The organism is Pseudomonas sp. PSKL.D1 (assembly GCF_028898945.1).
Lineage (GTDB): Bacteria > Pseudomonadota > Gammaproteobacteria > Pseudomonadales > Pseudomonadaceae > Aquipseudomonas.
The window spans coordinates 4,817,489-4,840,399 of record NZ_CP118607.1; the positions used below are offsets into that span (position 1 = coordinate 4,817,489).

Genomic DNA, 22,911 nt, shown 5'->3' on the forward strand with positions numbered 1-22,911 from the left:
GCAGGGAGTTTTCATGAAATCGCTAATGCTCCGCACTGCCCTGGCAGCGGTCATCCTGGGGGCTACTGGCCAGCTGGCCGCCAAGCCATTGGTGGTGTGCACCGAAGCCAGCCCGGAAGGCTTCGACATCGTCCAGTACACCACCGCGGTCACCGCCGACGCCTCGGCCGAAACGGTGTTCAACCGCCTGGTCGACTTCAAGCCCGGCACCACCGATATCCAACCGGCCCTGGCCGAACGCTGGGACATTTCCGCCGACGGCCTGACTTATACGTTCCACCTGCGCCAAGGCGTGAAGTTCCATACCACCGACTACTTCAAGCCCACCCGCGACTTCAATGCCGACGACGTGCTGTGGAGCCTGAACCGCCAACTCGACCCGAACCACCCCTGGCACGACAAGACCAGCGTCGGCTACCCGTATTTCGAAAGCATGGCCTTCAAGGACTTGCTCAAATCGGTTGCAAAAACCGACGACCACACCGTGGTCATTACCCTCACCCGCCCGGAAGCGCCGTTTCTGCGGGACATGGCCATGGCCTTCACCTCGATCTACTCCGCCGAGTATGGCGACCAGTTGCTCAAGGCCGGCAAAACCGCCGACCTCAACAGCAAGCCGGTCGGTACCGGCCCGTTCATCTTCCAGCGTTACAACAAAGACGCCCAGGTTCGCTATAAACCCAACCCGGACTACTTCCGTGGCAAACCACCCGCCGATGCGCTGATCTTTGCCATCGCCACCGACAATAACGTCCGCCTGCAAAAACTACGCGCCAACGAATGCCAGGTGGCGTTGTACCCCAAACCCGACGACGTGCCGTCGATCAAGGCCGACCCCAAGCTGAAGGTGGCCGAAATCGAAGCCCTGGTAACCGGCTACATCTCGATGAACACCCAGCACAAGTACCTGAGCGACGTGCGCGTGCGCAAAGCCATCAACATGGCCTTCGACCGCCAGACCCACGTCGACCAGTTGTTCGGCAAAGGTAATGCACTGGTGGGCGTGAACCCTTACCCGCCCACCATGATCGGCTACAACACCAGCAACCAGAACCCGCCTCACGACCTGGCCAAGGCCCGCGAACTGCTCAAGCAGGCCGGCGTACCGGAGGGTACGGTGATCACGCTGTTCACCCGCAACGGCGGCGGTCCGACCAACCCCAACCCTCGGCTGTCCGCAGAAATGCTGCAGTCCGACCTGGCCAAGATCGGCATCAAGCTGGATATCCGCGTGATGGAATGGGCCGAAATGCTGCGCCGTGCCAAAAAAGGCGAAGCCGACTTGGTGTCTGCAGGCTGGGCCGGCGACAACGGCGACCCGGATAACTTCCTGAGCCCCATGCTCAGCTGCGACGCCGCCAAAAGCGGCGAAAACTACGCCCGCTGGTGCAACCCCAGATTCCAGGAGCTGATCACCCGCGCCCGCGAAGTGATCGACAACGACGAGCGCGCAAGGCTCTATGCCGAGGCATTGAAGGTGTACGATGACGATCAGCCCTGGATCAGCATGGCCCATCCGAAAATGTTCACGGCCATGCGTGAGAACGTGGAGGGATACGTGATCAACCCTCTGACCAACAACAACTTCGCCACCACCAAGGTGAAGTAGAACAACAACGACCGCCGGCAACCCGCAAGGGGCCCGGCGGCACCGCCGTAAATGGCTGATGAGGTAACCCTGACAATGTTGAGTTTTATTGCCCGGCGCCTGGGCCTGTTGATTCCGACCTTCTTCGGCATCACCTTGCTGACCTTCGCGCTCATACGCCTGATCCCCGGCGACCCGGTGGAAGTGATGATGGGCGAACGCAGGGTCGACCCCGAAATGCACGCCCAGGCCATGGAGCGCCTTGGCCTGAACAAACCCCTGCCGGCCCAGTATCTGGATTATGTCGGCAAGCTCGCCCAGGGAGATCTCGGTGAATCCCTGCGTACCCGCGAAAGCGTGTGGAACGAGTTCCTCACGCTGTTCCCCGCCACGCTGGAACTGGCTTTCGCCGCGTTGCTGTTCGCCGGCACTGTCGGCCTGTTGGCCGGGGTGATCGCGGCGCTCAAGCGCGGGTCGCTGTTCGACCACGGCGTAATGGGCATTTCGCTGGCCGGTTACTCCATGCCGATCTTCTGGTGGGGCCTGATCCTGATCATGTTCTTCTCGGTTAGCCTCGGCTGGACCCCCGTATCCGGGCGTATCGACCTGCTTTACGACATCGAGCCGAAAACCGGCTTCATGCTCATCGACACCCTGCTCAGCGACGAGGAAGGCGCCTTCAAGGACGCCGTGATGCACCTGATCCTGCCGGCCATTGTGCTCGGCACCATCCCCTTGGCAGTGATCGCCCGCATGACCCGTTCGTCGATGCTCGAAGTGCTGCGCGAGGACTACATCCGCACAGCCCGCGCCAAGGGCCTGTCGCCAGCCCGCGTGGTGTTCGTGCACGGCCTGCGCAACGCACTGATCCCGGTGCTGACCGTGTTCGGCCTGCAAGTCGGCACGCTGCTGGCCGGCGCGGTACTGACCGAAACCATCTTTTCCTGGCCGGGCATCGGCAAGTGGCTGATCGAAGCCATCGGTGCCCGTGACTACCCCGTGGTCCAGAACGGCATCCTGTTGATCGCCTGCCTGGTGATCCTGGTCAACTTCGTCGTGGACATCCTCTACGGCCTGGCCAACCCACGCATCCGTCATCAGCGCTGAGGCCCAAGCCATGACTAGCCCTATTCCGAAATCCGTCACGCCGGCCAGCCCGGTGGACCAAAGCCTGCTCTACCCGTCGCCGTACAAAGAATTCTGGCACGCCTTCTCGCGCAACAAGGGCGCGGTGATGGGCCTGGCATTCATGTGCCTGGTGGTGTTCTGCGCGCTGTTCGCGCCGTGGGTCGCCCCCCATGACCCCAGCGAGCAGTACCGCGACTTCCTGCTGACCCCGCCGGTGTGGCTTGAAGGCGGTACCTGGCAGTTCATCCTCGGCACCGATGAGCTGGGCCGCGACCTGCTGTCGCGCTTGATCCAGGGCGCGCGCCTGTCACTGCTGATCGGCCTGTCGTCGGTAGTGATCTCGCTGATCCCGGGCATCCTGCTGGGCCTGCTGGCCGGGTTTTTCCCGCAGATTCTCGGCCCGTCGATCATGCGCCTGATGGACGTGATGCTGGCCCTGCCGTCGCTGCTGCTCGCCGTGGCCATCGTCGCCATCCTCGGCCCTGGCCTGATCAATACCGTGATCGCAATTGCCATCGTTTCGTTGCCGTCCTACGTGCGCCTGACCCGCGCCGCCGTGATGGGCGAGCTCAACCGCGACTACGTCACCGCCGCCCGCCTGGCCGGCGCCAGCCTGCCGCGGTTGATGTTCGTCACCGTGCTGCCCAACTGCATGGCGCCTCTGATCGTGCAGGCAACCCTGAGCTTCTCCTCGGCGATCCTCGACGCCGCCGCCCTGGGCTTCCTGGGCCTGGGCGTACAACCGCCGACCCCCGAGTGGGGCACCATGCTGGCCTCGGCCCGTGACTACATCGAGCGCGCCTGGTGGGTGGTGAGCCTGCCTGGCCTGACCATTCTGCTCAGTGTGCTGGCAATCAACCTGATGGGCGACGGCCTGCGCGATGCGCTGGACCCGAAACTCAAGAACGCCGCCTGAGGAGAACGCCATGTCACTGTTGCAGATCAACAACCTGAACGTGCGCTTCGGCGACGCCACTGCCGTGCCCGTGGTGGACGGCTTGGACCTTAGCGTGGATGCCGGGGAAATCCTGGCCATCGTCGGCGAGTCCGGCTCAGGCAAATCCGTCACCATGATGGCCCTGATGGGCCTGATCGACGCCCCCGGGCGCATCACCGCCGATTCACTGACGTTCGACGGCACCGACATGCTCAAGCTCAGCGGCCGCCAGCGCCGCAAAGTGGTGGGCAAGGACATCGCCATGGTCTTCCAGGACCCGATGACCGCGCTCAACCCCAGCTATACCGTGGGCTACCAGATCGAAGAAGTGCTGCGCCAGCATCTGGGCCTGAAGGGTAAAGCTGCACGCCAGCGCGCCTTGGAGCTGTTGAAGAAGGTCGAGATCCCGGCGGCCGAGAGCCGCCTGGACGCCTACCCGCACCAGCTCTCCGGCGGCATGAGCCAACGCGTGGCAATTGCCATGGCGATCGCCGGCGAGCCCAAGCTGCTGATTGCCGACGAACCCACCACCGCGCTCGACGTGACCATTCAGGCGCAGATCATGGAGCTGCTGGTGAACCTGCAGAAAGAGCGCAACATGGCGCTCATCCTGATCACCCACGACCTCGCCGTGGTTGCCGAAACCGCCAAGCGCGTGTGCGTGATGTACGCCGGCCAGGCCGTTGAAGTGGGCCAGGTGCCGGAGCTGTTCGACGTGCCTGCCCACCCCTACAGCGAAGCCCTGCTGGCGGCGATCCCCGAGCACAGCATTGGCGCCGAGCGTTTGGCCACCCTGCCCGGGATCGTACCTGGCCGCTACGACCGCCCGGCCGGCTGCCTGCTGTCGCCGCGCTGCCCGTATGTGCAGGACAACTGCCGGCGCCAGCGCCCGCCCCTCGATCCCCAGGCCCATGGCCTGGTGCGTTGCTTCTACCCGCTGAACCAGGAGGTGGCGTGATGGCTGTCGTTCTATCCGCCCGGGACCTGACCCGGCATTACGAAGTCTCCCGTGGCCTGTTCAAGGGGCATGCGCTGGTGCGTGCGCTCAATGGCGTGTCGTTCGAGCTGGAGGCAGGCAAAACGCTGGCTGTGGTCGGTGAGTCCGGCTGTGGCAAATCGACCCTGGCTCGCGCGCTTACCCTGATCGAAGAGCCTTCTTCCGGCTCACTGCAAATCGATGGCACCGAAGTCAAAGGCGCCAGCAAAAGTGAGCGCAAGCAGCTGCGCCGCGACGTGCAGATGGTGTTCCAGAGCCCCTACGCCTCGCTCAACCCTCGGCAGAAAATTGGCGACCAGCTGGCCGAGCCGCTGCTGATCAACACCTCGCTGAGCAAGGCCGAACGGCGCGACAAAGTGCAGAAGATGATGGAGCAGGTGGGCCTGCGGCCCGAACACTATCAGCGCTATCCGCACATGTTCTCCGGTGGCCAGCGCCAGCGTATCGCGCTGGCCCGGGCGATGATGCTACAGCCCAAGGTGCTGGTGGCGGATGAGCCTACGTCGGCGCTGGACGTGTCGATCCAGGCGCAGGTGCTGAACCTGTTCATGGATTTGCAGAAAGAGTTCAATACAGCGTACGTGTTCATCTCGCACAACCTGGCGGTGGTGCGCCATGTGGCGGATCAGGTGCTGGTGATGTACCTCGGCCGGCCGGCAGAAATGGGGCCGAAAGAAGACATTTACGAAAAGCCGCTGCACCCGTATACCCAGGCGCTACTGTCGGCCACGCCGGCGATTCACCCAGACCCGCTCAAACCCAAAATCCGTATTGCCGGGGAGCTGCCTAACCCGCTGAATCCGCCTGATGGGTGTGCATTCCACAAGCGCTGCCCGCATGCGACGGAGCGTTGTGCCAAGGAGGTGCCGGTGTTGCGGCAGGTGGGGACTCGGCAGGTGGCTTGCCATTACGCAGAGCAGTTCCTCTAGTACCGTGTGAGCCGTATCGCGGATAAATCCGCTCCTACAGTCGGCGCGACACCCAGTGTAGGAGCGGATTTATCCGCGATGGACCGCAAAGCGGTCCCACACTCAATGCATAAAGAACCAGATCAGAATAATCACCGGAATCGGCACCCCAATCATCCACAGCAAAATCGAGCGCATGGCCGTTCTCCTCCGTTCAATGTCGAAGTAACCGCTGCAGCGCCTGTGCCAGTTGTGTCAAAACATTACTTCTCGCCAGAACAATCACTTAGCCCCAAAGCCGCTTGGCAAACCCGTGCAAAATGCCAGATCCACGCCCTTGCGCCTGTGTGTTCTGCAATGCACTATCAGCCCATGACCGCCCCCACCCTCCCCGACGGCCCCGAGCAAACCGCGCTCACCGCCGACACCGTGCTGCGCTACCACCTGTGCTGGAAGCACCGCGACCTCGACGGCGTCATTGCGCTTTACCACCCCGACGTCCAGTACCACGACTTCTTCCAGAACCGCGTGCTTGGCTACGTTGAGCTGCGCGACTACGTGAGCGCTTGCCTGCCCCACGAAGCGGGCGAAGACATCGTGCACAGTGACCGCATCCGCGTCGACGGCTGTACCGCGTTCATCCAGTATCAGGTCACGGTTCAGGGTGGCGAAGGACTGGTGGCTTTCCAGTCGAGCGAGGCGATCACGGTCAAGGATGGGCTGATCTGGCGGGTCAACGAATACGCCACGTTGGTACGCCAAAGCGGCAACAGCCTTACCAGCGGCGGCCCGCGCCCGGCCACCAGCCGCCTGGGCCTGTCCCCGCGCCAGTTGTCGACCATGGCCCAGGACCTGGAACACTACTTCCAGCGCCAACGCCCCTACCTCGACCCGGAGCTGGATCTGCAGCAGGTTGCAGACGCCAGCGGCTACAGCCGCAACCAGATTTCCTACCTGCTGAACCAGGTGCTCGGGCAAAGCTTCTACCGCTACGTCAACCAGGCCCGCCTGCAGCACCTGATGGCCAGCCTGGACGATGACAGTGTCGAGGCAACGATCGATGACTTGGCGTTCAATGCCGGCTTCAATTCATTGTCAGCCTTCTACAAATGCTTCCGCGAGCAAACCGGCGTCACCCCCAAAGCGTACCTCAAGCAAATTTCCCTGCGTGCACGCACGTAAGACAGCCACAACCCAACGCCACTAGCATCGCCCACAGACCTTGATGGATGTGGAGCTCAACCCGATGCAACCCCTGCGCACGCTCAGCCTGTGGATGGACCAGCTCGACGAGCCGCTGTGTGCCCGCCCGGCACTGCGTGAAGACCTCAACGTGGATGTGTGCATCATCGGCGCCGGTTACACCGGCCTGTGGACCGCCTACTACCTGAAGCGCCAGGCACCGCACCTGAACATTGCAATTATCGAGGCCAACATCGCCGGTTTCGGCGCTTCGGGGCGCAATGGCGGCTGGTTGATGGGCAACCTGCTGGGTGAGGACCGCTTGCTGGCCACGTTGTCGCCACAACAGCGGCGCGCCAGCATCGACCTGCTACAAGGCATCCCCGATGAGGTGCAAGGGGTACTGCAGCAAGAAGGCATCGACTGCGATTACCGCAAGGGTGGCGTGCTCTACTGTGCCGCGCGCTACCCAGAGCAGGAGCGCAGCCTGCGCGCCTACCTGGACGACTTGTATCGTCAGGGCATGACCGAGGATGACTACCGCTGGCTGCGCCCCGAACAACTGGATGGGCAGCTGCGTGTAAGCAATGCCTACGGCGCCATCTACAGCCCGCACACCGCTACCATCCAGCCGGCCAAGCTAGTGCGCGGCCTGGCCAGGGCCGTGGAAAAGCTCGGCGTGCCCATCTATGAAAACAGCCCGGCGATCGACTGGCAGCCCGGTGAAGTTCGCACACCTCTGTCACGCATCCGTTGCCAATGGATGGTCCCTGCGGTGGAAGGCTACGCGGCCAGCCTGCCGCCGCTCGGCAAACACCAGTTACCGGTTCAAAGCTTGCTGGTCGCCACCGAGCCGCTGCCCGAATCGATGTGGGAGCAGATCGGCCTGAACCAAGGCCAGGCCTTCAGCGAAAGTAGCCGCCAGGTCACCTACGGCCAGCGCACCGCCGACAATCGCCTGGTATTCGGTGCCCGTGGCGGCTATCGCTTCGGCGGCAGGCTGCGCGAAAACTTCACCCTCGACGAGCACGAGATCGAACTGCGCCGCTACCTGTTCAGCGAGTTGTTCCCGCAACTCAAACATGTGCGCATCACCCACACCTGGGGCGGCAATCTGGGCATGGCGCGGCGGTTCCGCCCGCACATGCTGTGCGACCGCCAGCGGGGTATAGCCCTGGCCGGCGGCTACGGCGGCGAGGGTGTTGGCGCCACCAACCTCGGCGGACGCACGCTGGCTGCGCTGATCCTCAACCAACATAACGAACTGACCGCCCAGCCCTGGGTGCTCGACAACCGCCCTATCTCAAGCCTCGCCAACTGGCCACCCGAGCCGTGCCGATGGCTTGGCTACAACGCCATCATCCGCAGTTTCGTCCACGAGGACCGGACCCTCGCCAACCCCGCCAGCGCACCCTGGAGGCGGCGCCTGGCCAGCTCGCTCGCAGACTTCATGGAAGGCTTCATGCACTGACTTCCCTTTCGACAACACAGGACCCACCGGTCATGAGCATCACCCAGTTCAAACACACAGACAGCCTTGTGCTGGACAGCAGCAACCCGGTCGCCGTACCGCTCGGCGAACCGGTGGCAGTCACCTCGGTCACCTGCGTGGAACGCAGCGACGGCGTCGAAACCGGCATCTGGGAGTGCACTCCCGGGCGCTGGCGGCGGCAGATCGTGCAACAGGAGTTTTGCCACTTCATCAAGGGCCGCTGCACCTTCACCCCTGACGGTGGCGAAACCCTCTACATAGAAGCCGGAGACGCACTGATGCTACCGGCCAACAGCACCGGCACCTGGGACATCCAGGAGACCGTGCGCAAGACCTACGTTCTGATCTTTTGATCCGCTGATCGCCTGCCTTCGATAACAACACACAAAGCAAGGTACTCCCGACATGCGCACGCTCCTTCTCGCACCCCTGATGCTGGCCGCCAGCGTGGCCAGTGCCGCCGAAACGGTGAAGATCTACAATTGGTCCAGCTACGTAGCGCCCGACACCCTGAAGAACTTCCAGCAGGCCACGGGCGTTGTGCCCACCTATGACGTTTACGACAGCAACGAAACCCTTGATGGCAAGTTGATGACCGGGAACTCCGGCTACGACGTGGTGTTTCCGTCCAACCACTTCATGGCCCGGCAGATTCAGGGCAAGGCCCTGAAGAAGCTCGACAAGTCGCAGTTGCCCAATTGGCACTACCTCAACCCGGTACTGCTCAAGGCACTTGAGGTCAACGACCCGGGCAACCAGTACGGCTTCCCGTACCTGTGGGGCAGCACCGGCATCGGCTACAACATCGACAAGGTCAAGGCAGTGCTCGGCGACAACGCGCCACTCGATTCATGGGACCTGTTCTTCAAGCCCGAGTACATCAGCAAGCTCAAGGGCTGTGGCGTGGCAGTGCTGGACAACGGGCCGGAACTGCTGCCGATCGCCCTGCATTACCTGGGCCTGCCGCACCACAGCCAGGACCCGAAAGACTACGAAAAGGCCAAGGACCTACTGATGAAGGTGCGCCCGTACATCAGCTACTTCCACTCCTCGAAGTACACCGGCGATTTGGCCAATGGCGATGTGTGCATGGTGGTGGGGTTCTCGGGGGATGTGCTGCAGGCGAAGAACCGGGCTGAAGAGGCGAAGAATGGGGTGAAGGTGGGCTATTCCATCCCGAAGGAAGGGGCTCCGATGTGGTTCGACATGGTCGCCATGCCCGCCGATGCGCCAGATGGAAAGGCCGGGTATGCGTACATGAATTACCTGCTGCAGCCGGAGGTAATGGCCAACATCAGCAACTTCGTGCAATACGCGAATGGCAACCAGAAGGCAGACGGGCTGGTAGAGCCCGCGATGAAGGGTAACGAGATGATTTACCCAAGCGAAGCGGTAATGGGCAAGTTGTATGCCCTGGAGGCAATGCCGGCGAAGATCGACCGCATCCGCACGCGAATCTGGACCAGCATCAAAGCCGGCAATTGATCAAAGCCTGTGGGAGCGGGTTTACCCGCGAAAGCGTCGGTAAGTCCAATATCGCATTCGCGGGTAAACCCGCTCCCACAGATTAGGTGTAAGCCAGAAACTTTAACTGCAAGCTCGCAAATCAATGATGTTCGCGGGTAGCCCGGAACTTGATGTCCGGCCAGCGCTCTTCCATCAGCGACAGGTTGACCCGGGTCGGCGCCAGGTAGGTCAAGTGACCGCCACCGTCGATGGCCAGGTTCTCCATGGCCTTGGTCTGGAATTCCTCGAGCTTCTTCTTGTCGTCACAGCTGATCCAGCGGGCTGACCACACAGTGATCGGCTCGTAGGCGCACTCGACCTTGTACTCTTCCTTCAGGCGGCTGGCGACCACGTCAAACTGCAGCACACCCACGGCGCCAAGAATGATGTCGTTGCTGCGCTCCGGGAAGAACACCTGGGTGGCGCCCTCTTCTGCCAGCTGCTGCAGGCCCTGACGCAGCTGCTTGGACTTGAGCGGGTCCTTCAGGCGTACACGGCGGAACAGCTCTGGCGCAAAGTGCGGGATACCGGTAAAGCCCAGTGCCTCGCCTTCGGTGAAGGTGTCACCGATCTGGATGGTGCCGTGGTTGTGCAGGCCGATGATGTCACCGGCAAAGGCTTCTTCCAGTTGCTCACGTTCGGACGAGAAGAAAGTCAGCGCATCGCCGATACGCAGGTCTTTGTTCAAGCGCACGTGGCGCATCTTCATGCCCTTCTCGTACTTGCCCGAGCAAATGCGCATGAAGGCGATGCGGTCGCGGTGTTTAGGGTCCATGTTCGCCTGGATCTTGAACACGAAGCCGGTGAACTTCTCTTCTACAGGCTCGACCGTCCGCTCGTGGGCAACACGGCCCAACGGACGCGGCGCCCAGTCGACAACCGCGTCGAGCACGTGGTCGACACCGAAGTTGCCCAGTGCAGTACCGAAGAACACCGGGGTCAGCTGGCCGTTGATGAACTCGTCCTGGTTGAACTCATGGCAGGCGCCTTGCACCAGCTCCAACTGATCGACAAACGAATCGTACTGGTCGCCCAGGTGCGCTCGGGCCTCGTCGGAGTCCAGCTTCTGGATGATCTTGGCTTCGGTGCGCTCGTGGCCGTGGCCCGGGGTGTAGACGATGATGTAGTCGCCGGTCAGGTGGTACACGCCTTTGAAGTCGCGGTAGCAGCCAATCGGCCAGGTGATCGGCGCGGCCTTGATCTTGAGAACGGCTTCGATCTCGTCGAGCAACTCGATCGGGTCGCGGATGTCACGGTCGAGTTTGTTGATGAAGCTCACGATTGGCGTGTCGCGCAGGCGGCACACGTCCATCAGGGCGATGGTACGCGGCTCTACACCTTTACCGCCGTCGAGCACCATCAGCGCCGAGTCAACCGCGGTCAGGGTGCGGTAGGTGTCTTCCGAGAAGTCTTCGTGGCCGGGGGTGTCGAGCAGGTTGATCATGTGCTCGCGGTACGGGAACTGCATCACCGAGGTGGTGATGGAGATACCGCGCTGCTTCTCCATTTCCATCCAGTCGGACGTGGCGTGGCGGTCGGACTTGCGCGACTTCACGGTACCCGCGACAGAGATTGCCTTGCCCATCAGCAGGAGCTTCTCGGTGATGGTGGTTTTACCGGCGTCGGGGTGGGAAATGATTGCGAAAGTGCGGCGCTTCGCGACTTCGGCGGCCTGGTTGGTCATGGGAAATCGCCTGACTGGGGGATTTAAAAGGGGCGATATCATACCTGAAGTTGGGCGGGGACCAAAATCCGGGCGTTCACGTCGGAGGTCTTTCGTCGGTTTTGAGATCGAGCGCCGCCCGCGCGGCGCATCGCGGATAAATCCGCTCCTACAGGATTTGCGCATATTTTGAACCCGGCGCCTTGTAGGAGCGGATTTATCCGCGATGCGCGGCGCTCGGTCTTGAAAACGACGAAAAAATCACCGACATGCACCAATGGCCAAACTGCAGGTAATTCAACGCCTCTACGCAACTACTACGCTGTTTTTTCCCGAAAAATTCCTTAGGCCCCAGTGATTAACACTGGCCAAATGCCTCCCCAGATGGGAACCTTTACACCCACGGAGACGTCCACTCCCCTGCAACCCGCTTCGGTTGGGGGCTGGTTTCATCAGCATTTTCGGGCCCGACGGGGTTCGGCTCATGGCGTGAGCGCTGCTTTGCGCAAGCCTCGCGCTGCTACTCGCGACCACACTGCCTGCCGCCAGGAATGGCCGGCCGCCACGGGAGTGTGTTCGCCGACTACACAAGGAGTCCGCCTGTGGCTGAACGCTACGGAAAGGGGCTGTTGGGATGGGCCGCCGTGCTCGTCATCCTGGCCCTGCTGGTCCACTGGATCGGCATCGACACGATCGCGCGTTATCGCGACGATCTTGGGTTTTACCTGCAAGCGCACCTGGTACTGGTGCTGGCTTCGATGGCGGCGGCGTTGGCCGTGGGCATCCCTGCCGGCATTGCCTTGAGTCGACCGCACCGGGTCGACAAAGCCGAGCGCTTCATGCAGTTCTTCAACGTTGGCAACACCATTCCCCCTCTGGCCGTTCTGGCCATCGCCCTGAGCATTCTGGGCATCGGCGCCGGGCCTGCGATCTTCGCGCTGTTCCTCGCCTCCCTCCTGCCCATCGTGCGCAACACCTACGAGGGCCTGAAAAACGTCCCCGCCTCACTCAAGGAAGCCGCCACCGGCATCGGCATGACCCCGCGCCAGCAACTGTGGCAGGTCGAATTGCCCAATGCCGTGCCGATCATCGTCGGCGGTGTACGCGTGGCGCTGGCGTTGAACGTAGGCACCGCGCCGCTGGCGTTCCTGATCGGCGCCAACAGCCTGGGCAGCCTGATCTTCCCCGGCATCGCCCTGAACAACCAGCCACAACTGCTACTGGGCGCCGCCTGTACGGCGTTGCTGGCACTGGCGCTGGATGCTGCGGTCAGTTTCTCCAGCAAGCGCTGGCTGGAACGTGGCCTGGCCCGATAACAAGAGGGAGCGTATGAAGAACAGAATCGCCTTGCTGCTGGGCGCGGCACTGCTGTTTGCAGGCTTTGCCCAGGCAGTGGAAAAACCGCTGATCCGCATCGGCGCGCGGGTGTTCACTGAACAGACCGTGCTGGCCGAAATCACCGCGCAGTACCTACGCGCCAATGGCTTCGATGTGCGGGTGACCAGCGGCCTTGGCAGCAATATCGCCCGCCAGGCCCAGGAAACCGGCCAGCTCGACCTGATGTGGGAATACACCGGCGTGTCGCTGGTGTCGTATAACCATATCGAGGAACGCATGCCCAGTGCCGCGGCCACCTACGCCAAGGTCAAGGAACTGGACGCGAAGAAAGGCCTGATCTGGCTGACCCCGTCGAAATTCAGCAACACCTACGCCCTTGGCCTGCCCAAACAGGTTGCCGAGGCCTACCCGCAGGTCAACACGATCAGCGACCTCAACCAGGTGCTGCGTGACGAAAGCCAGCGCAACCACCTCGTGGCACTGGACACAGAGTTCGCCAACCGCCCCGACGGCCTGGTCGGCCTGAAGGAAATGTACGGCCTGCAAGTTGGCCGCGCCAACATTCGCCAAATGGATGCGGGCCTGGTCTACACCGCCATGCACAACAACCAGGTGTTCGCAGGCCTTGTGTACACCACCGACGGCCGCCTGAACGCGTTCAACCTCAAGCTGCTGGAAGACGACAAGCACTACTTCCCCGACTACACCGCCGCCCCCGTGGTGCGCAAGGCCGTGCTCGACGCCAACCCCAAGCTGGCCGGCCTGCTCAAGCCGCTGGCCGAACAGCTGGATGACGAGACCATGCGCCAGCTCAACGCCAAGGTGGATGTGGAACACCAGAACCCCACTGCCGTCGCCGCCGCGTTCCTGCGCGAGCACCCACTGCACAGCGAGGTACAGCCATGAACCTGCTCGATACCTTCGCCCACCTGGACTGGGCCCAGGTGCTGCAACTGACCTGGCAGCACATCATGCTGGTTGGCATTGCCGTGAGCCTGGCGATTCTCGTGGGTGTGCCCCTGGGCATCCTGATGACCCGCTTCCCCGCTGTTGCCGGCCCGCTGCAAGCCAGCGCCACAGTGCTGCTGACCATCCCGTCGATCGCCCTGTTCGGCCTGCTGCTGCCGTTCTACTCGAAGTTCGGCCAAGGGCTGGGGCCATTACCCGCAATCACCGCGGTCTTCCTTTATTCACTGCTGCCAATCCTGCGCAACACCTACCTGGCCCTGACCAACGTCGAGCCGGGCATCCGTGAAGCCGCCCGCGGCATCGGCATGACCTTCGGCCAGCGCCTGCGCATGGTCGAACTGCCCATCGCGGTGCCGGTAATCCTCGCTGGCGTGCGTACTGCCGTGGTGATGAACATCGGCGTCATGACCATCGCCGCCACCATCGGTGCCGGCGGCCTTGGCGTACTCATCCTGACCTCCATCAGCCGCAGCGACATGTCGATGCTGCTGGTCGGTGCCGTGCTGGTGAGCCTGCTGGCCATCATCGCCGACCTGCTGCTGCAAACCCTGCAACGTGCCCTGACTCCAGAAGGACTGCGCTCATGATCGAACTGAAGAACCTCAGCAAAACCTTCAACGTCAACGGCAAGGACGTCAAAGCCGTCGACTCGGTGAGCCTCACCGTCAACGAGGGCGAAATTTGTGTATTCCTCGGCCCGTCGGGTTGCGGCAAAAGCACCACGCTGAAGATGATCAACCGCCTGATCACCCCCACGTCGGGCCAGGTGTTCATCAATGGCGAAGACACCAGCGCACTGGACGAAGTCACCCTGCGCCGCCACATCGGCTACGTGATCCAGCAGATCGGCCTGTTCCCCAACATGACCATCGAGGAAAACATCACCGTGGTACCGCGCCTGCTCGGTTGGGACAAGCAAAAGTGCCACGACCGCGCCCGCGAGCTGATGCACATGATCAAGCTCGAACCCAAGCAGTACCTGCAGCGCTACCCGCGCGAGCTGTCCGGTGGCCAGCAGCAGCGCATCGGCGTGATCCGCGCACTGGCGGCCGAAGCGCCGGTGCTGCTGATGGACGAGCCGTTCGGCGCGGTCGACCCGATCAACCGCGAGATGATCCAGAACGAATTCTTCGAGATGCAGCGTGCGCTGAACAAGACCGTGATCATGGTCAGCCACGACATCGACGAGGCCATCAAACTGGGCGACAAGATCGCCATCTTCCGCGCTGGCAAGCTGCTGCAGCTGGACCACCCGGACACCCTGCTGGCACACCCGGTCGACGATTTCGTCAGCAACTTCGTCGGCCAGGACAGCACCCTCAAACGGCTGCTGCTGGTGAAGGCCGAAGATGCAGCGGACAACGCCCCGTCGGTGAGCCCGGAAACGCCGGTGAGCGATGCGCTGGAACTGCTGGACGAGCACGACCGCCGCTACGTGGTGGTGACCGATGCGCAGAACAAGGCGCTGGGCTATGTGCGCCGGCGTGACATGCACCGCCAGCAGGGCACGTGTGGGGATTTCCTGCGGCCGTTCAATGCCACGGCGTCGTATGACGAGCACCTGCGCATCCTGCTGTCGCGGATGTATGAATACAACCGGGCGTGGTTGCCGGTGCTGGATGCCGAGCTGGTGTTTTTGGGTGAGGTGACGCAGGAGTCGATTGCGGCTTACCTGAGTTCGGGGCGCTCGCGAGGGGCGAAGAGCAGCATCGTGTCGCCGGCGGAGGCGGTGGTTTCCTGAGCGGGCCAATCGCGGATAAATCCGCTCCTACAGCGCTTCCCTGTAGGAGCGGATTCATCCGCGATGGAGGCGACGCAGTATCAGAACCCTACACTGGCCTGCACATAGAACGTCCGCGGTTCCCCCACATAAATGCCCGCGTTATTGTCACTGGACCGGGTGAAGTACTGCTTGTCGAACAGGTTCTTCACCCCTGCCGCCAGCTTCAGGTTGGACATCTGCGGCCCAAAGTCATACCCGCCACGGGCATGCCAGGTCACGTATCCCGGAATATCACCGTACTGCCCATCGGCACTCGGCTCGGTGAAGTAGTCACCATTGAAGCTGCCATCGGCATTGATCCCGGTGCCCGGCGCGCGCTGTTTGGATTGGGCGTAGGCGTCCAGGTTCCAGGTCCAGCGGTTGATCGCATAACGCACACCGGCAGTGGCCACCTGACGTGAGTAGAACGGCAGGTCACGGCCTTTGAAGCCCGGGATTTCACCTTCATAAGTAGCACGGGTGAAGGTGTAGCCACCGTTCACCGACAACCCTTCAAGACGCGGGTCCAGGCCTGCCAGGTCGTAACGCACCGACGCTTCGATACCCTGGTGCTTGGTGGCGCCAAGGTTGGTCCAGCCGACATCGTTGCTGATGTACTGAAGTTCATCGTCGAAGTCGATGTAGAACGCGGTCAGCTCACCGGCAAAGCTGCCGTTGTCATAACGCGTGCCCACTTCATAAGTCTTGGCCTTCTCCGGTTCCAGGCCGTTCGCGGTGCTGTCACCGACACCGCCCTGGCCCAACTGGAAGTACTGCAGGCTGCCGAACGAGGTCTCGTAGTTGGCGAACAGTTTCCAGGCATCGGAGATGTGGTACATCACGCTCAGTGCCGGCAGCGGTTCGTTGCTGGTGATGCTGCGGTTTTTCTCGGGTACCGGTCGGCCATTGGCGCCGATGACCGGGCGATCGCGCCAGTCGGTGTTGATGTGTTCGAAGCGGATGCCCGGGGTGATGGTCCAGTTACCGACATCGATCTTGTCGTCAATGTAGTAAGCGCTGGCTTCGGTGCCGCCGCTGCGGTCCTGGAACACGTGACCGTCAGAACCCGGCACCGGCGTCGGCACGTTGTCCACCAGGCCCAGGCGCGTCGATTGTTCACGCATGGCCTCCTTCAGGTAGCGGTAGCCCACGCTGACTTCCTGAGTGGTGGGGCCGGCGAAGAAGATGCGCGACACACGGGGTTCGATGGCAAAGGTGTGGTAATTGCGCGGGTACGACGACAGCGTCTGCATGTCGCGCGCGGCAATGGCACTGCCGCGGAAACTGTCGGTGTAGTACGTCAGCACCTCGAACTGGGTGGCATCGTCCAATTGGCGCTGCCACTTGAACGACACATCTTTGCGGCGGCCCGCGAAATAGTCGTAGTCACGCAGCGACTGGTAAGGGTTGCTGTCGTACTGTGCCTGCGTCAGGCCACCAGGCATGTCGGCACGGCCATCGTAGTAATGGAAGTTGAGCCAGAACTCGTCGACATCGGTCGGCGCCCAGTGGGTTTTGAGGATGACGTCGTCGATGTCGTTACCGTTGTTGCTTTCGCGGTACCCATTACCGTTCACGCCGGTATACAACAACGCAACACCCATGCCGTTGTCGGCAGTGCCGCCGACGAACGCCGACTCGGTGTGCTTCCAGCCGCCGCGCTGGGAAGTTTCCAGGGTTGTGGACAACTCGGCGGAGGCTTTTTCGGGGATCGCCCGGGTGACAAAGTTGATCACCCCGCCCACGTTCTGCGGCCCATAGCGCACCGAGCCTGCACCACGCACCACGTCGATGCTGTCGAGGTTGCCCGAGGAAATCGGCGCCATCGAAAGCTGTGGCTGGCCGTAGGGCGCGAATGCTGCCGGGATGCCGTCGATCAGCACGGTCGAGCGCGGCGAAAGGCGCGAGGTCAGGCCACGCACACCCACGTTCAGCGACAGGTCACTGCCACCGGTGCCGTTGGAGTCTTGCACCTGCACGCCGGGGATGCCGCGCAGCGCATCGCGCACGTTCATCGTGCCCTTTTCCACCATAGCCTCGCGGCGCACCACGGTACGCGCGCCGGGGTGATTCTGCACCACCGCCTGGTCGGCATCGCCCAGCCAGTCACCGACCACCTTGATGTCGGTGGGCGCCAGCTCAAGGCTGCCGCTGCCCAGGTCCAGGGTGGTCGGCAGGGGCTTTACCACCACGGTGTCCTGCGACATTTCGTAGGTCAGCCCGCTGCCCTGCAAAAGTTGCTGCAGCGCTTCAACTGGCGAAAGCTGGCCAGACACCGCAGGCGCCTGCTTGCCCGCCACCAGCTCTGGGCTGAAAAAAAGCTGCAGGTTGGTTTGCTGGCCCAGTTGGCTCAGCGCCGAAGCCAATGGCTGGGCCTGGATCTGGATGGCGGTGGCAGCCTGGGCAACCTGGCTGTGGATAGCCATGGTGCTGACCGCAAGGGCCAGCGCCAGCGCGCTCATGCGTGGAAAAGGTTTTTTGTTGTTCACGTCGTCACGACATCCTGAAGTACGGGATAAACGCCAACCGCATGCAAATGGAAATGCTTGGCAGTTGCAGCTGGCGGGGAAGACGAACGAGCGGAAAAAAACCTGAATCTATTTCGCGATTATTTCGCGTGAGCCGTCTTCATGAGCTTTGATGGCGACCGGCAGGATGCTCGGCAATGCGCGCAACAGGGCATCGGTGTCGTCGGTGTTGAAGGTGCTCGACAAGCGCAGCTGTGCGACCTTGCCAGGCGCCACGCGCAGCGGCTGGCTGCGGTAACGCGAGGCTTCGGCCACCACTTCGGCCAGGGTGGCGTTTTCAAACACCAGCTTGCCCTGGCGCCAGGCGGTCAATGCCGCAGCGTTTACTGCATAAGGGGTGGCCACCTTGCCCTGCGCATCGATCTGCGACCCTTGGCCTGCAGCCAATTGGGCCAGCGAGTCGCCTTTGCCCTGCACGCGCACCGAACCCTGCTCCACCGCAACGCGGGTCAGCGATGGGTCCAGGCGGACGTCGAAACGGGTGCCGGTCACGGTGACGCTGCCCTGTGCAGTATCGACCACGAACGGGCGGCCGCTGTCGTGGGCCACACTGAACATGGCCTCGCCGGTAGACAGCTGGATGTGCCGCCGCCCCGGGGTGAAGTCAACCTGCAACTGCGTGCCGGCATTAAGGTCCAGTTGCGTGCCGTCCGGCAACACCACCTGCCGGCGCTCGCCGAATGCGGTTTGCAAGGTGAGTTGATGATTCAACTGCTGGTACTTCCAGCCTGCCCAACCAAGCCCCAGTGCCAGCATCGCAACGCTGGCGGCCAGGGCCTGGCGCAGCACGCGCCGACGTGGCAATTGACGCACCGGCTCGGGCTGGCAGAGGGCTTCGAGGCGTTGGGCGGGGATCAAGTCGGCGGCGGCCCACAGCCGCCCAAGCTGGTCATACTCTTCACGGTGCAGCGGGTCGGCATCCAGCCAGGCGTGCAACTGCAGCTGCAACCCGGCATCGCGAGGCGCATCCTGCACGCGGGCAAACCATTCGGCCGCCTGCTCGCGGACGGTATCGATACCGTGCTGTTTCATGAAAGTGGTCTCCTGACTCGTCATGCCGACACATCCAGGCGCTCACGCAGATGTCGCAGCGTACGGATCATATACTTTTCGACCATGTTCTTGCTCAAGCCCATGCGCTCGGCAATCTCGGCCTGGCTCAAGCCTTCGAGCTTCTGCCAGATGAACACCCGGCGGCAATTGACCGGCAGCTCGGCCAGTGCCCGCTCGACGCTGTCGGCCAGCTCAAGGGCATGCACGTAGGCTTCGGGGTCGCCACTGCTGGCCGTGCCTTCGTCAAAAGCTTCCAGTGCCAAGGCCTGACGCCGGTCTTCACGGCGAAAACCGTCCACCGCAATGTTGCGGGCTGTCTGGTGAAGATACGCACGTGGCTGCTCGACCTGCCCGGCCGGGTTTTCCAGTACCCGCACGAACGCATCGTGGGCCAGGTCCTCGGCCTGCTGACGACTGCGCAACTTGCGCGTCCAGGTGCCGATCAGCTCATGGTAATGGTCGAGGAAGCCTTTGTGTCCGGACACGGTCTGGGTCGTCAGGGAGGCGGATGAGGGCGTGAATAGTAATGGTTCTCATCAAATGGAGCAATTCCGCCGATCGGTAACAAAAAATTTATGCGGAAATTGATGGACGGGAGTACTGGTTACTGTGGCCATAAATATGAACACCTTTAGGGCCATCGCGGATGAATCCGCTCCTACAGTAAACGCGCAAGGCCCGTAGGAACGGATTCATCCGCGATGTCCCTCATACGGTCCATTCCACAATTTTTTACGCTTGCGAACCCCAGGGGAACATCTGCCAGTCACACGAGTCGGTTATTCAACTGACAGGGCGTCGATCCACGGCCAACACGCCGGGATTGCCTGTTGATTCTGCATTCTTCACGCCCTAAAGTGCGCGCCGAACGTCCATGCTGGAAACGATCCATCCGGCTCAAGTACTGAGTAGGCGAACCAAAGTGGGGATACGGAGGACGTTCAGTTGCAGCCACTTATCTTTTCAGTTTGCCCATGGAGTCCCTGAGCATGTCGATCCAGGTCGAAGACTATTTCGCGCGTGACACCTTCCAGAAAATGAAGGCGTTCGCCGACAAGCAAGAAACCCCGTTCGTACTCATCGATACCCAGATGATCAGCCAGGCCTATGACGACCTGCGCGCCGGTTTCGAATTCGCCAAGGTCTACTACGCGGTCAAGGCCAACCCCGCCGTCGAGATTATCGACCTGCTGAAAGAGAAAGGTTCGAGCTTCGACATCGCCTCGATCTACGAACTGGACAAAGTGCTGGGCCGCGGCGTCAGCGCCGACCGCATCAGCTACGGCAACACCATCAAGAAGTCCAAGGACATCCGCTACTTCTACGAGAAAGGTGTGCGCCTGTACGCCACCGACTCGGAAGCCGACCTGCGCAACATCGCCAAGGCCGCGCCGGGTTCCAAGGTGTATGTACGCATCCTGACCGAAGGCTCGACCACTGCCGACTGGCCACTGTCCCGTAAATTCGGCTGCCAGACCGACATGGCCATGGACCTGCTGATCCTCGCCCGCGACCTGGGCCTGGTGCCTTACGGCATTTCGTTCCACGTCGGCTCCCAGCAGCGTGACATCAGCGTGTGGGACGCCGCCATCGCCAAGGTCAAGGTAATCTTCGAGCGCCTGAAGGAAGAAGACGGCATCGAGCTGAAGCTGATTAACATGGGTGGCGGCTTCCCGGCCAACTACATCACCCGTACCAACAGCCTGGAAACCTACGCCGAAGAGATCATTCGCTTCCTGAAGGAAGATTTCGGTGACGAGCTGCCGGAAATCATCCTGGAGCCGGGCCGTTCGCTGATTGCCAACGCCGGTATTCTGGTCAGCGAAGTGGTGCTGGTGGCGCGTAAATCGCGTACTGCCGTCGAGCGCTGGATCTACACCGACGTGGGCAAGTTCTCCGGCCTGATCGAAACCATGGACGAAGCCATCAAGTTCCCGATCTGGACCGAGAAGAAAGGCGAAGCCGAAGAAGTGGTCATTGCCGGCCCAACCTGCGACAGCGCCGACATCATGTACGAAAACTACAAGTACGGCCTGCCGCTGAACCTGGCCATCGGTGACCGCCTGTACTGGCTGTCGACCGGCGCCTACACCACCAGCTACAGCGCGGTGGAATTCAACGGGTTCCCGCCGCTGAAGGCGTTCTACCTGTAATGCAAAACGGGGCCGCAAGGCCCCGTTTTTTTTTGCCAAACAGCCACCACCGGCCCGGTGTGGGAGCGGCCTTGCCGGGACGCCGGACCGGTCGGAAAGGGCTGCGGAGCAGCCCCATCAATTACAAAGCACTGCGCTCGACCTGCTCCAACTGCTCGGCATACCGCTGCGCAAACGCCATCAACACCGGCCCGGCCCCCTGCAACGTCACCAACGCACTGCGCAGAAAATTCAGGTTGCCTTCCACCCGCGCCTGCTCCAGCCAGCGCCCGGCTTCAGCCATCTCCCCGCGCTCGACCAGCACCAACCCCAGGCTGAACATCCCACGGAAGTCCCCTGCCTCGGCCGAACGCCGATACCAGCGCACCGCCCGCACCGGGCTTGGCGCCGTGGCAATACCCTGCTCCAGGTAGCGCCCGTAAATGTTCATCGACTTGGCATGGCCCATCTGCGCGGCCTTTTCATAACACATCAGCGCCTGGGCCTGATTTTCCGGCACGCCGCGACCGGTAGCCATCAGGTTACCCAAATTGTAAAGGCCCCAATCCAGGCCAGCATCGGCTGCACAGGCATACTGGATGGCTGCCTGGGACAGGTTCACCTCCCCGCCCCAGCCATGCTCCAGGCAACGCCCGAGCATGTTGTGGGCCATGGCGCTGCCCCCCTGAGCAGCGATACCGAACCAGCGCCGGGCGACGATGGCATCTTGCTCGATACCGCGCCCGTCCAGCAGGATTTGCCCCAGCAGCGACTGCGCTTCAACCACGCCCTGCCCTGCTGCCGCCAAAATCGCCTGGGCGGCTTGGCCAGGGCTATGCTCCAACATGGCCTTCAGGCCAGCCACATCTACCACTTCTTCACGACGCAATTGATACGACACAGCTCAAACCTCAGACCAGCGACGCAACAGGTTGTGGTAAGTGCCCGTCAGTTGCAACAGCGACGGGTGTTCCGGCACGTCGGCAGTCAGTTGCTGGATGGCATTGTCCATCTCGAACAACAGCGTGCGCTGCCCGTCGTCGCGCACCAGGCTCTGGGTCCAGAAGAACGCGGCATAGCGTACGCCACGGGTCACCGGGTTGACTTTGTGCAGGCTGGTGCCGGGGTACAGCACCAAGTCGCCTGCTGCCAGCTTGATCTGCTGTACGCCATAGGTGTCCTGAATCACCAGTTCGCCGCCGTCGTAGCTGTCCGGGTCGCTGAGAAACAACGTGGATGACAAATCTGTACGCACCCGTTCCGGGCTGCCCTTGGGCTGGCGCAGTGCATTGTCGATGTGAAAACCGAAATTACCACCCTCGCGGTAGCAGTTGATCAGCGGCGGGAACACCTTGTGCGGCAGCGCCGCCGACATGAAACGCGGGGTTTGCCATAGCCGGTCGATCAGCGCGCTACCGATCTCCTTGGCCAGCGCATGCCCCTCAGGCAGCTGCAAGTTGTGCTTGGCCTTGGCCGACTGATAACCGGCCGTAACCTTGCCATCGGCCCAGTCAGTCTGCTCCAGGGCATCGCGGATGCGCGCAAGTTCGTCAGCGTCGAACAAACCGGGAATGTGAAGCAGCATGGCGACGGCACCGTCAAGAAATGTTAAGGCGCCAATGATATTGATTCCATTTTACGCCGCACAAGCCCCTTCTGCGCTTAAGACGTTTCAGCAGTGTTAAATCGTAAAGAGAATTTGTAAAGATTGTAAATTTCTGTCAAATG

At 61.9% G+C, this 22,911-nt stretch carries 20 protein-coding genes; 14 read left to right on the forward strand and 6 right to left on the reverse strand.

Annotated elements, in window-relative coordinates:
• Positions 1-13: 13 nt before the first annotated feature.
• The 9 genes from PVV54_RS21535 (at position 14) to PVV54_RS21575 (ending at position 9,717) form a co-directional block, all read left to right on the forward strand.
• Positions 14-1,609 carry an ABC transporter substrate-binding protein gene (locus PVV54_RS21535; protein WP_274907173.1) on the forward strand — a complete coding sequence of 532 codons (1,596 nt, stop codon included), beginning with the start codon at positions 14-16 and terminating at the stop codon, positions 1,607-1,609.
• 75 nt (positions 1,610-1,684) lie between these two features.
• Positions 1,685-2,695 carry an ABC transporter permease subunit gene (locus PVV54_RS21540; RefSeq protein ID WP_274907174.1) on the forward strand — a complete coding sequence of 337 codons (1,011 nt, stop codon included), beginning with the start codon at positions 1,685-1,687 and terminating at the stop codon, positions 2,693-2,695.
• Between the two features lie 10 nt (positions 2,696-2,705).
• Positions 2,706-3,632, forward strand: a complete 927-nt coding sequence (locus PVV54_RS21545) for an ABC transporter permease subunit (protein ID WP_274907175.1) — start codon at positions 2,706-2,708, stop codon at positions 3,630-3,632.
• A gap of 10 nt (positions 3,633-3,642) precedes the next feature.
• Positions 3,643-4,611, forward strand: a complete 969-nt coding sequence (locus PVV54_RS21550; protein ID WP_274907176.1) for an ABC transporter ATP-binding protein — start codon at positions 3,643-3,645, stop codon at positions 4,609-4,611.
• Positions 4,611-5,579, forward strand: coding sequence for a peptide ABC transporter ATP-binding protein (locus PVV54_RS21555; protein ID WP_274907177.1), 969 nt, complete (start codon positions 4,611-4,613; stop codon positions 5,577-5,579). The genes PVV54_RS21550 and PVV54_RS21555 overlap by 1 nt, the downstream gene beginning before the upstream one ends.
• Positions 5,580-5,930: 351 nt before the next feature.
• Positions 5,931-6,740: a helix-turn-helix domain-containing protein gene (locus tag PVV54_RS21560; protein ID WP_446731429.1), complete on the forward strand. Its 810-nt coding sequence runs from the start codon at positions 5,931-5,933 to the stop codon at positions 6,738-6,740.
• A gap of 64 nt (positions 6,741-6,804) precedes the next feature.
• Complete coding sequence (locus tag PVV54_RS21565; protein WP_274907179.1) at positions 6,805-8,211, forward strand: NAD(P)/FAD-dependent oxidoreductase; 1,407 nt, start codon at positions 6,805-6,807, stop codon at positions 8,209-8,211.
• Between the two features lie 32 nt (positions 8,212-8,243).
• The gene (locus PVV54_RS21570; protein WP_274907180.1) at positions 8,244-8,585 is read left to right on the forward strand and encodes a cupin domain-containing protein; all 342 of its coding nucleotides are present in this window, start codon (positions 8,244-8,246) and stop codon (positions 8,583-8,585) included.
• A 52-nt stretch (positions 8,586-8,637) separates the two neighbouring features.
• Positions 8,638-9,717, forward strand: a complete 1,080-nt coding sequence (locus PVV54_RS21575; RefSeq protein WP_274907181.1) for a polyamine ABC transporter substrate-binding protein — start codon at positions 8,638-8,640, stop codon at positions 9,715-9,717.
• Positions 9,718-9,838: 121 nt separating this feature from the next.
• Here the strand turns inward: PVV54_RS21575 and PVV54_RS21580 are convergent, their stop codons facing one another.
• Positions 9,839-11,422, reverse strand: coding sequence for a peptide chain release factor 3 (locus tag PVV54_RS21580; RefSeq protein ID WP_274907182.1), 1,584 nt, complete (start codon positions 11,420-11,422; stop codon positions 9,839-9,841).
• Between the two features lie 581 nt (positions 11,423-12,003).
• On the opposite strand from PVV54_RS21580, the gene PVV54_RS21585 reads away from it, so the two are divergent.
• From PVV54_RS21585 to PVV54_RS21600, 4 genes are read left to right on the forward strand one after another with little or no spacing between them, the layout of a single operon-like run.
• The gene (locus tag PVV54_RS21585) at positions 12,004-12,717 is read left to right on the forward strand and encodes an ABC transporter permease (protein ID WP_274907183.1); all 714 of its coding nucleotides are present in this window, start codon (positions 12,004-12,006) and stop codon (positions 12,715-12,717) included.
• A 13-nt stretch (positions 12,718-12,730) separates the two neighbouring features.
• Positions 12,731-13,645, forward strand: a complete 915-nt coding sequence (locus tag PVV54_RS21590) for a glycine betaine ABC transporter substrate-binding protein (protein WP_274907184.1) — start codon at positions 12,731-12,733, stop codon at positions 13,643-13,645.
• Positions 13,642-14,295 (forward strand): ABC transporter permease, encoded by a 654-nt coding sequence (locus PVV54_RS21595; RefSeq protein ID WP_274907185.1) that lies wholly within the window; start codon positions 13,642-13,644, stop codon positions 14,293-14,295. Before PVV54_RS21590 ends, PVV54_RS21595 begins: the two co-directional genes overlap by 4 nt.
• Positions 14,292-15,449, forward strand: coding sequence for an osmoprotectant ABC transporter ATP-binding protein OsmV (locus PVV54_RS21600; protein WP_274907186.1), 1,158 nt, complete (start codon positions 14,292-14,294; stop codon positions 15,447-15,449). Before PVV54_RS21595 ends, PVV54_RS21600 begins: the two co-directional genes overlap by 4 nt.
• An 80-nt stretch (positions 15,450-15,529) precedes the next feature.
• Here PVV54_RS21600 and PVV54_RS21605 read toward each other — a convergent pair whose 3' ends face one another.
• The 3 genes from PVV54_RS21605 to PVV54_RS21615 form a co-directional block, all read right to left on the reverse strand.
• Positions 15,530-17,959, reverse strand: coding sequence for a TonB-dependent siderophore receptor (locus PVV54_RS21605; protein ID WP_274907187.1), 2,430 nt, complete (start codon positions 17,957-17,959; stop codon positions 15,530-15,532).
• 108 nt (positions 17,960-18,067) lie between these two features.
• Entirely contained in the window at positions 18,068-19,030 is a 963-nt protein-coding gene (locus PVV54_RS21610) for a FecR family protein (protein WP_274907188.1), read from the reverse strand.
• Positions 19,031-19,050: 20 nt separating this feature from the next.
• Entirely contained in the window at positions 19,051-19,536 is a 486-nt protein-coding gene (locus PVV54_RS21615; protein ID WP_274907189.1) for a sigma-70 family RNA polymerase sigma factor, read from the reverse strand.
• Positions 19,537-20,040: 504 nt separating this feature from the next.
• On the opposite strand from PVV54_RS21615, the gene PVV54_RS21620 reads away from it, so the two are divergent.
• Entirely contained in the window at positions 20,041-21,204 is a 1,164-nt protein-coding gene (locus PVV54_RS21620) for a type III PLP-dependent enzyme (protein ID WP_274907190.1), read from the forward strand.
• A gap of 121 nt (positions 21,205-21,325) precedes the next feature.
• On the opposite strand, the gene PVV54_RS21625 is transcribed toward PVV54_RS21620, so the two are convergent.
• On the reverse strand, positions 21,326-22,084 hold the full coding sequence (locus tag PVV54_RS21625) for a tetratricopeptide repeat protein (RefSeq protein WP_274907191.1): 759 nt from the start codon (positions 22,082-22,084) through the stop codon (positions 21,326-21,328).
• Positions 22,085-22,087: 3 nt separating this feature from the next.
• Positions 22,088-22,768 carry a Fe2+-dependent dioxygenase gene (locus PVV54_RS21630; RefSeq protein WP_274907192.1) on the reverse strand — a complete coding sequence of 227 codons (681 nt, stop codon included), beginning with the start codon at positions 22,766-22,768 and terminating at the stop codon, positions 22,088-22,090.
• Positions 22,769-22,911: the final 143 nt, after the last annotated feature.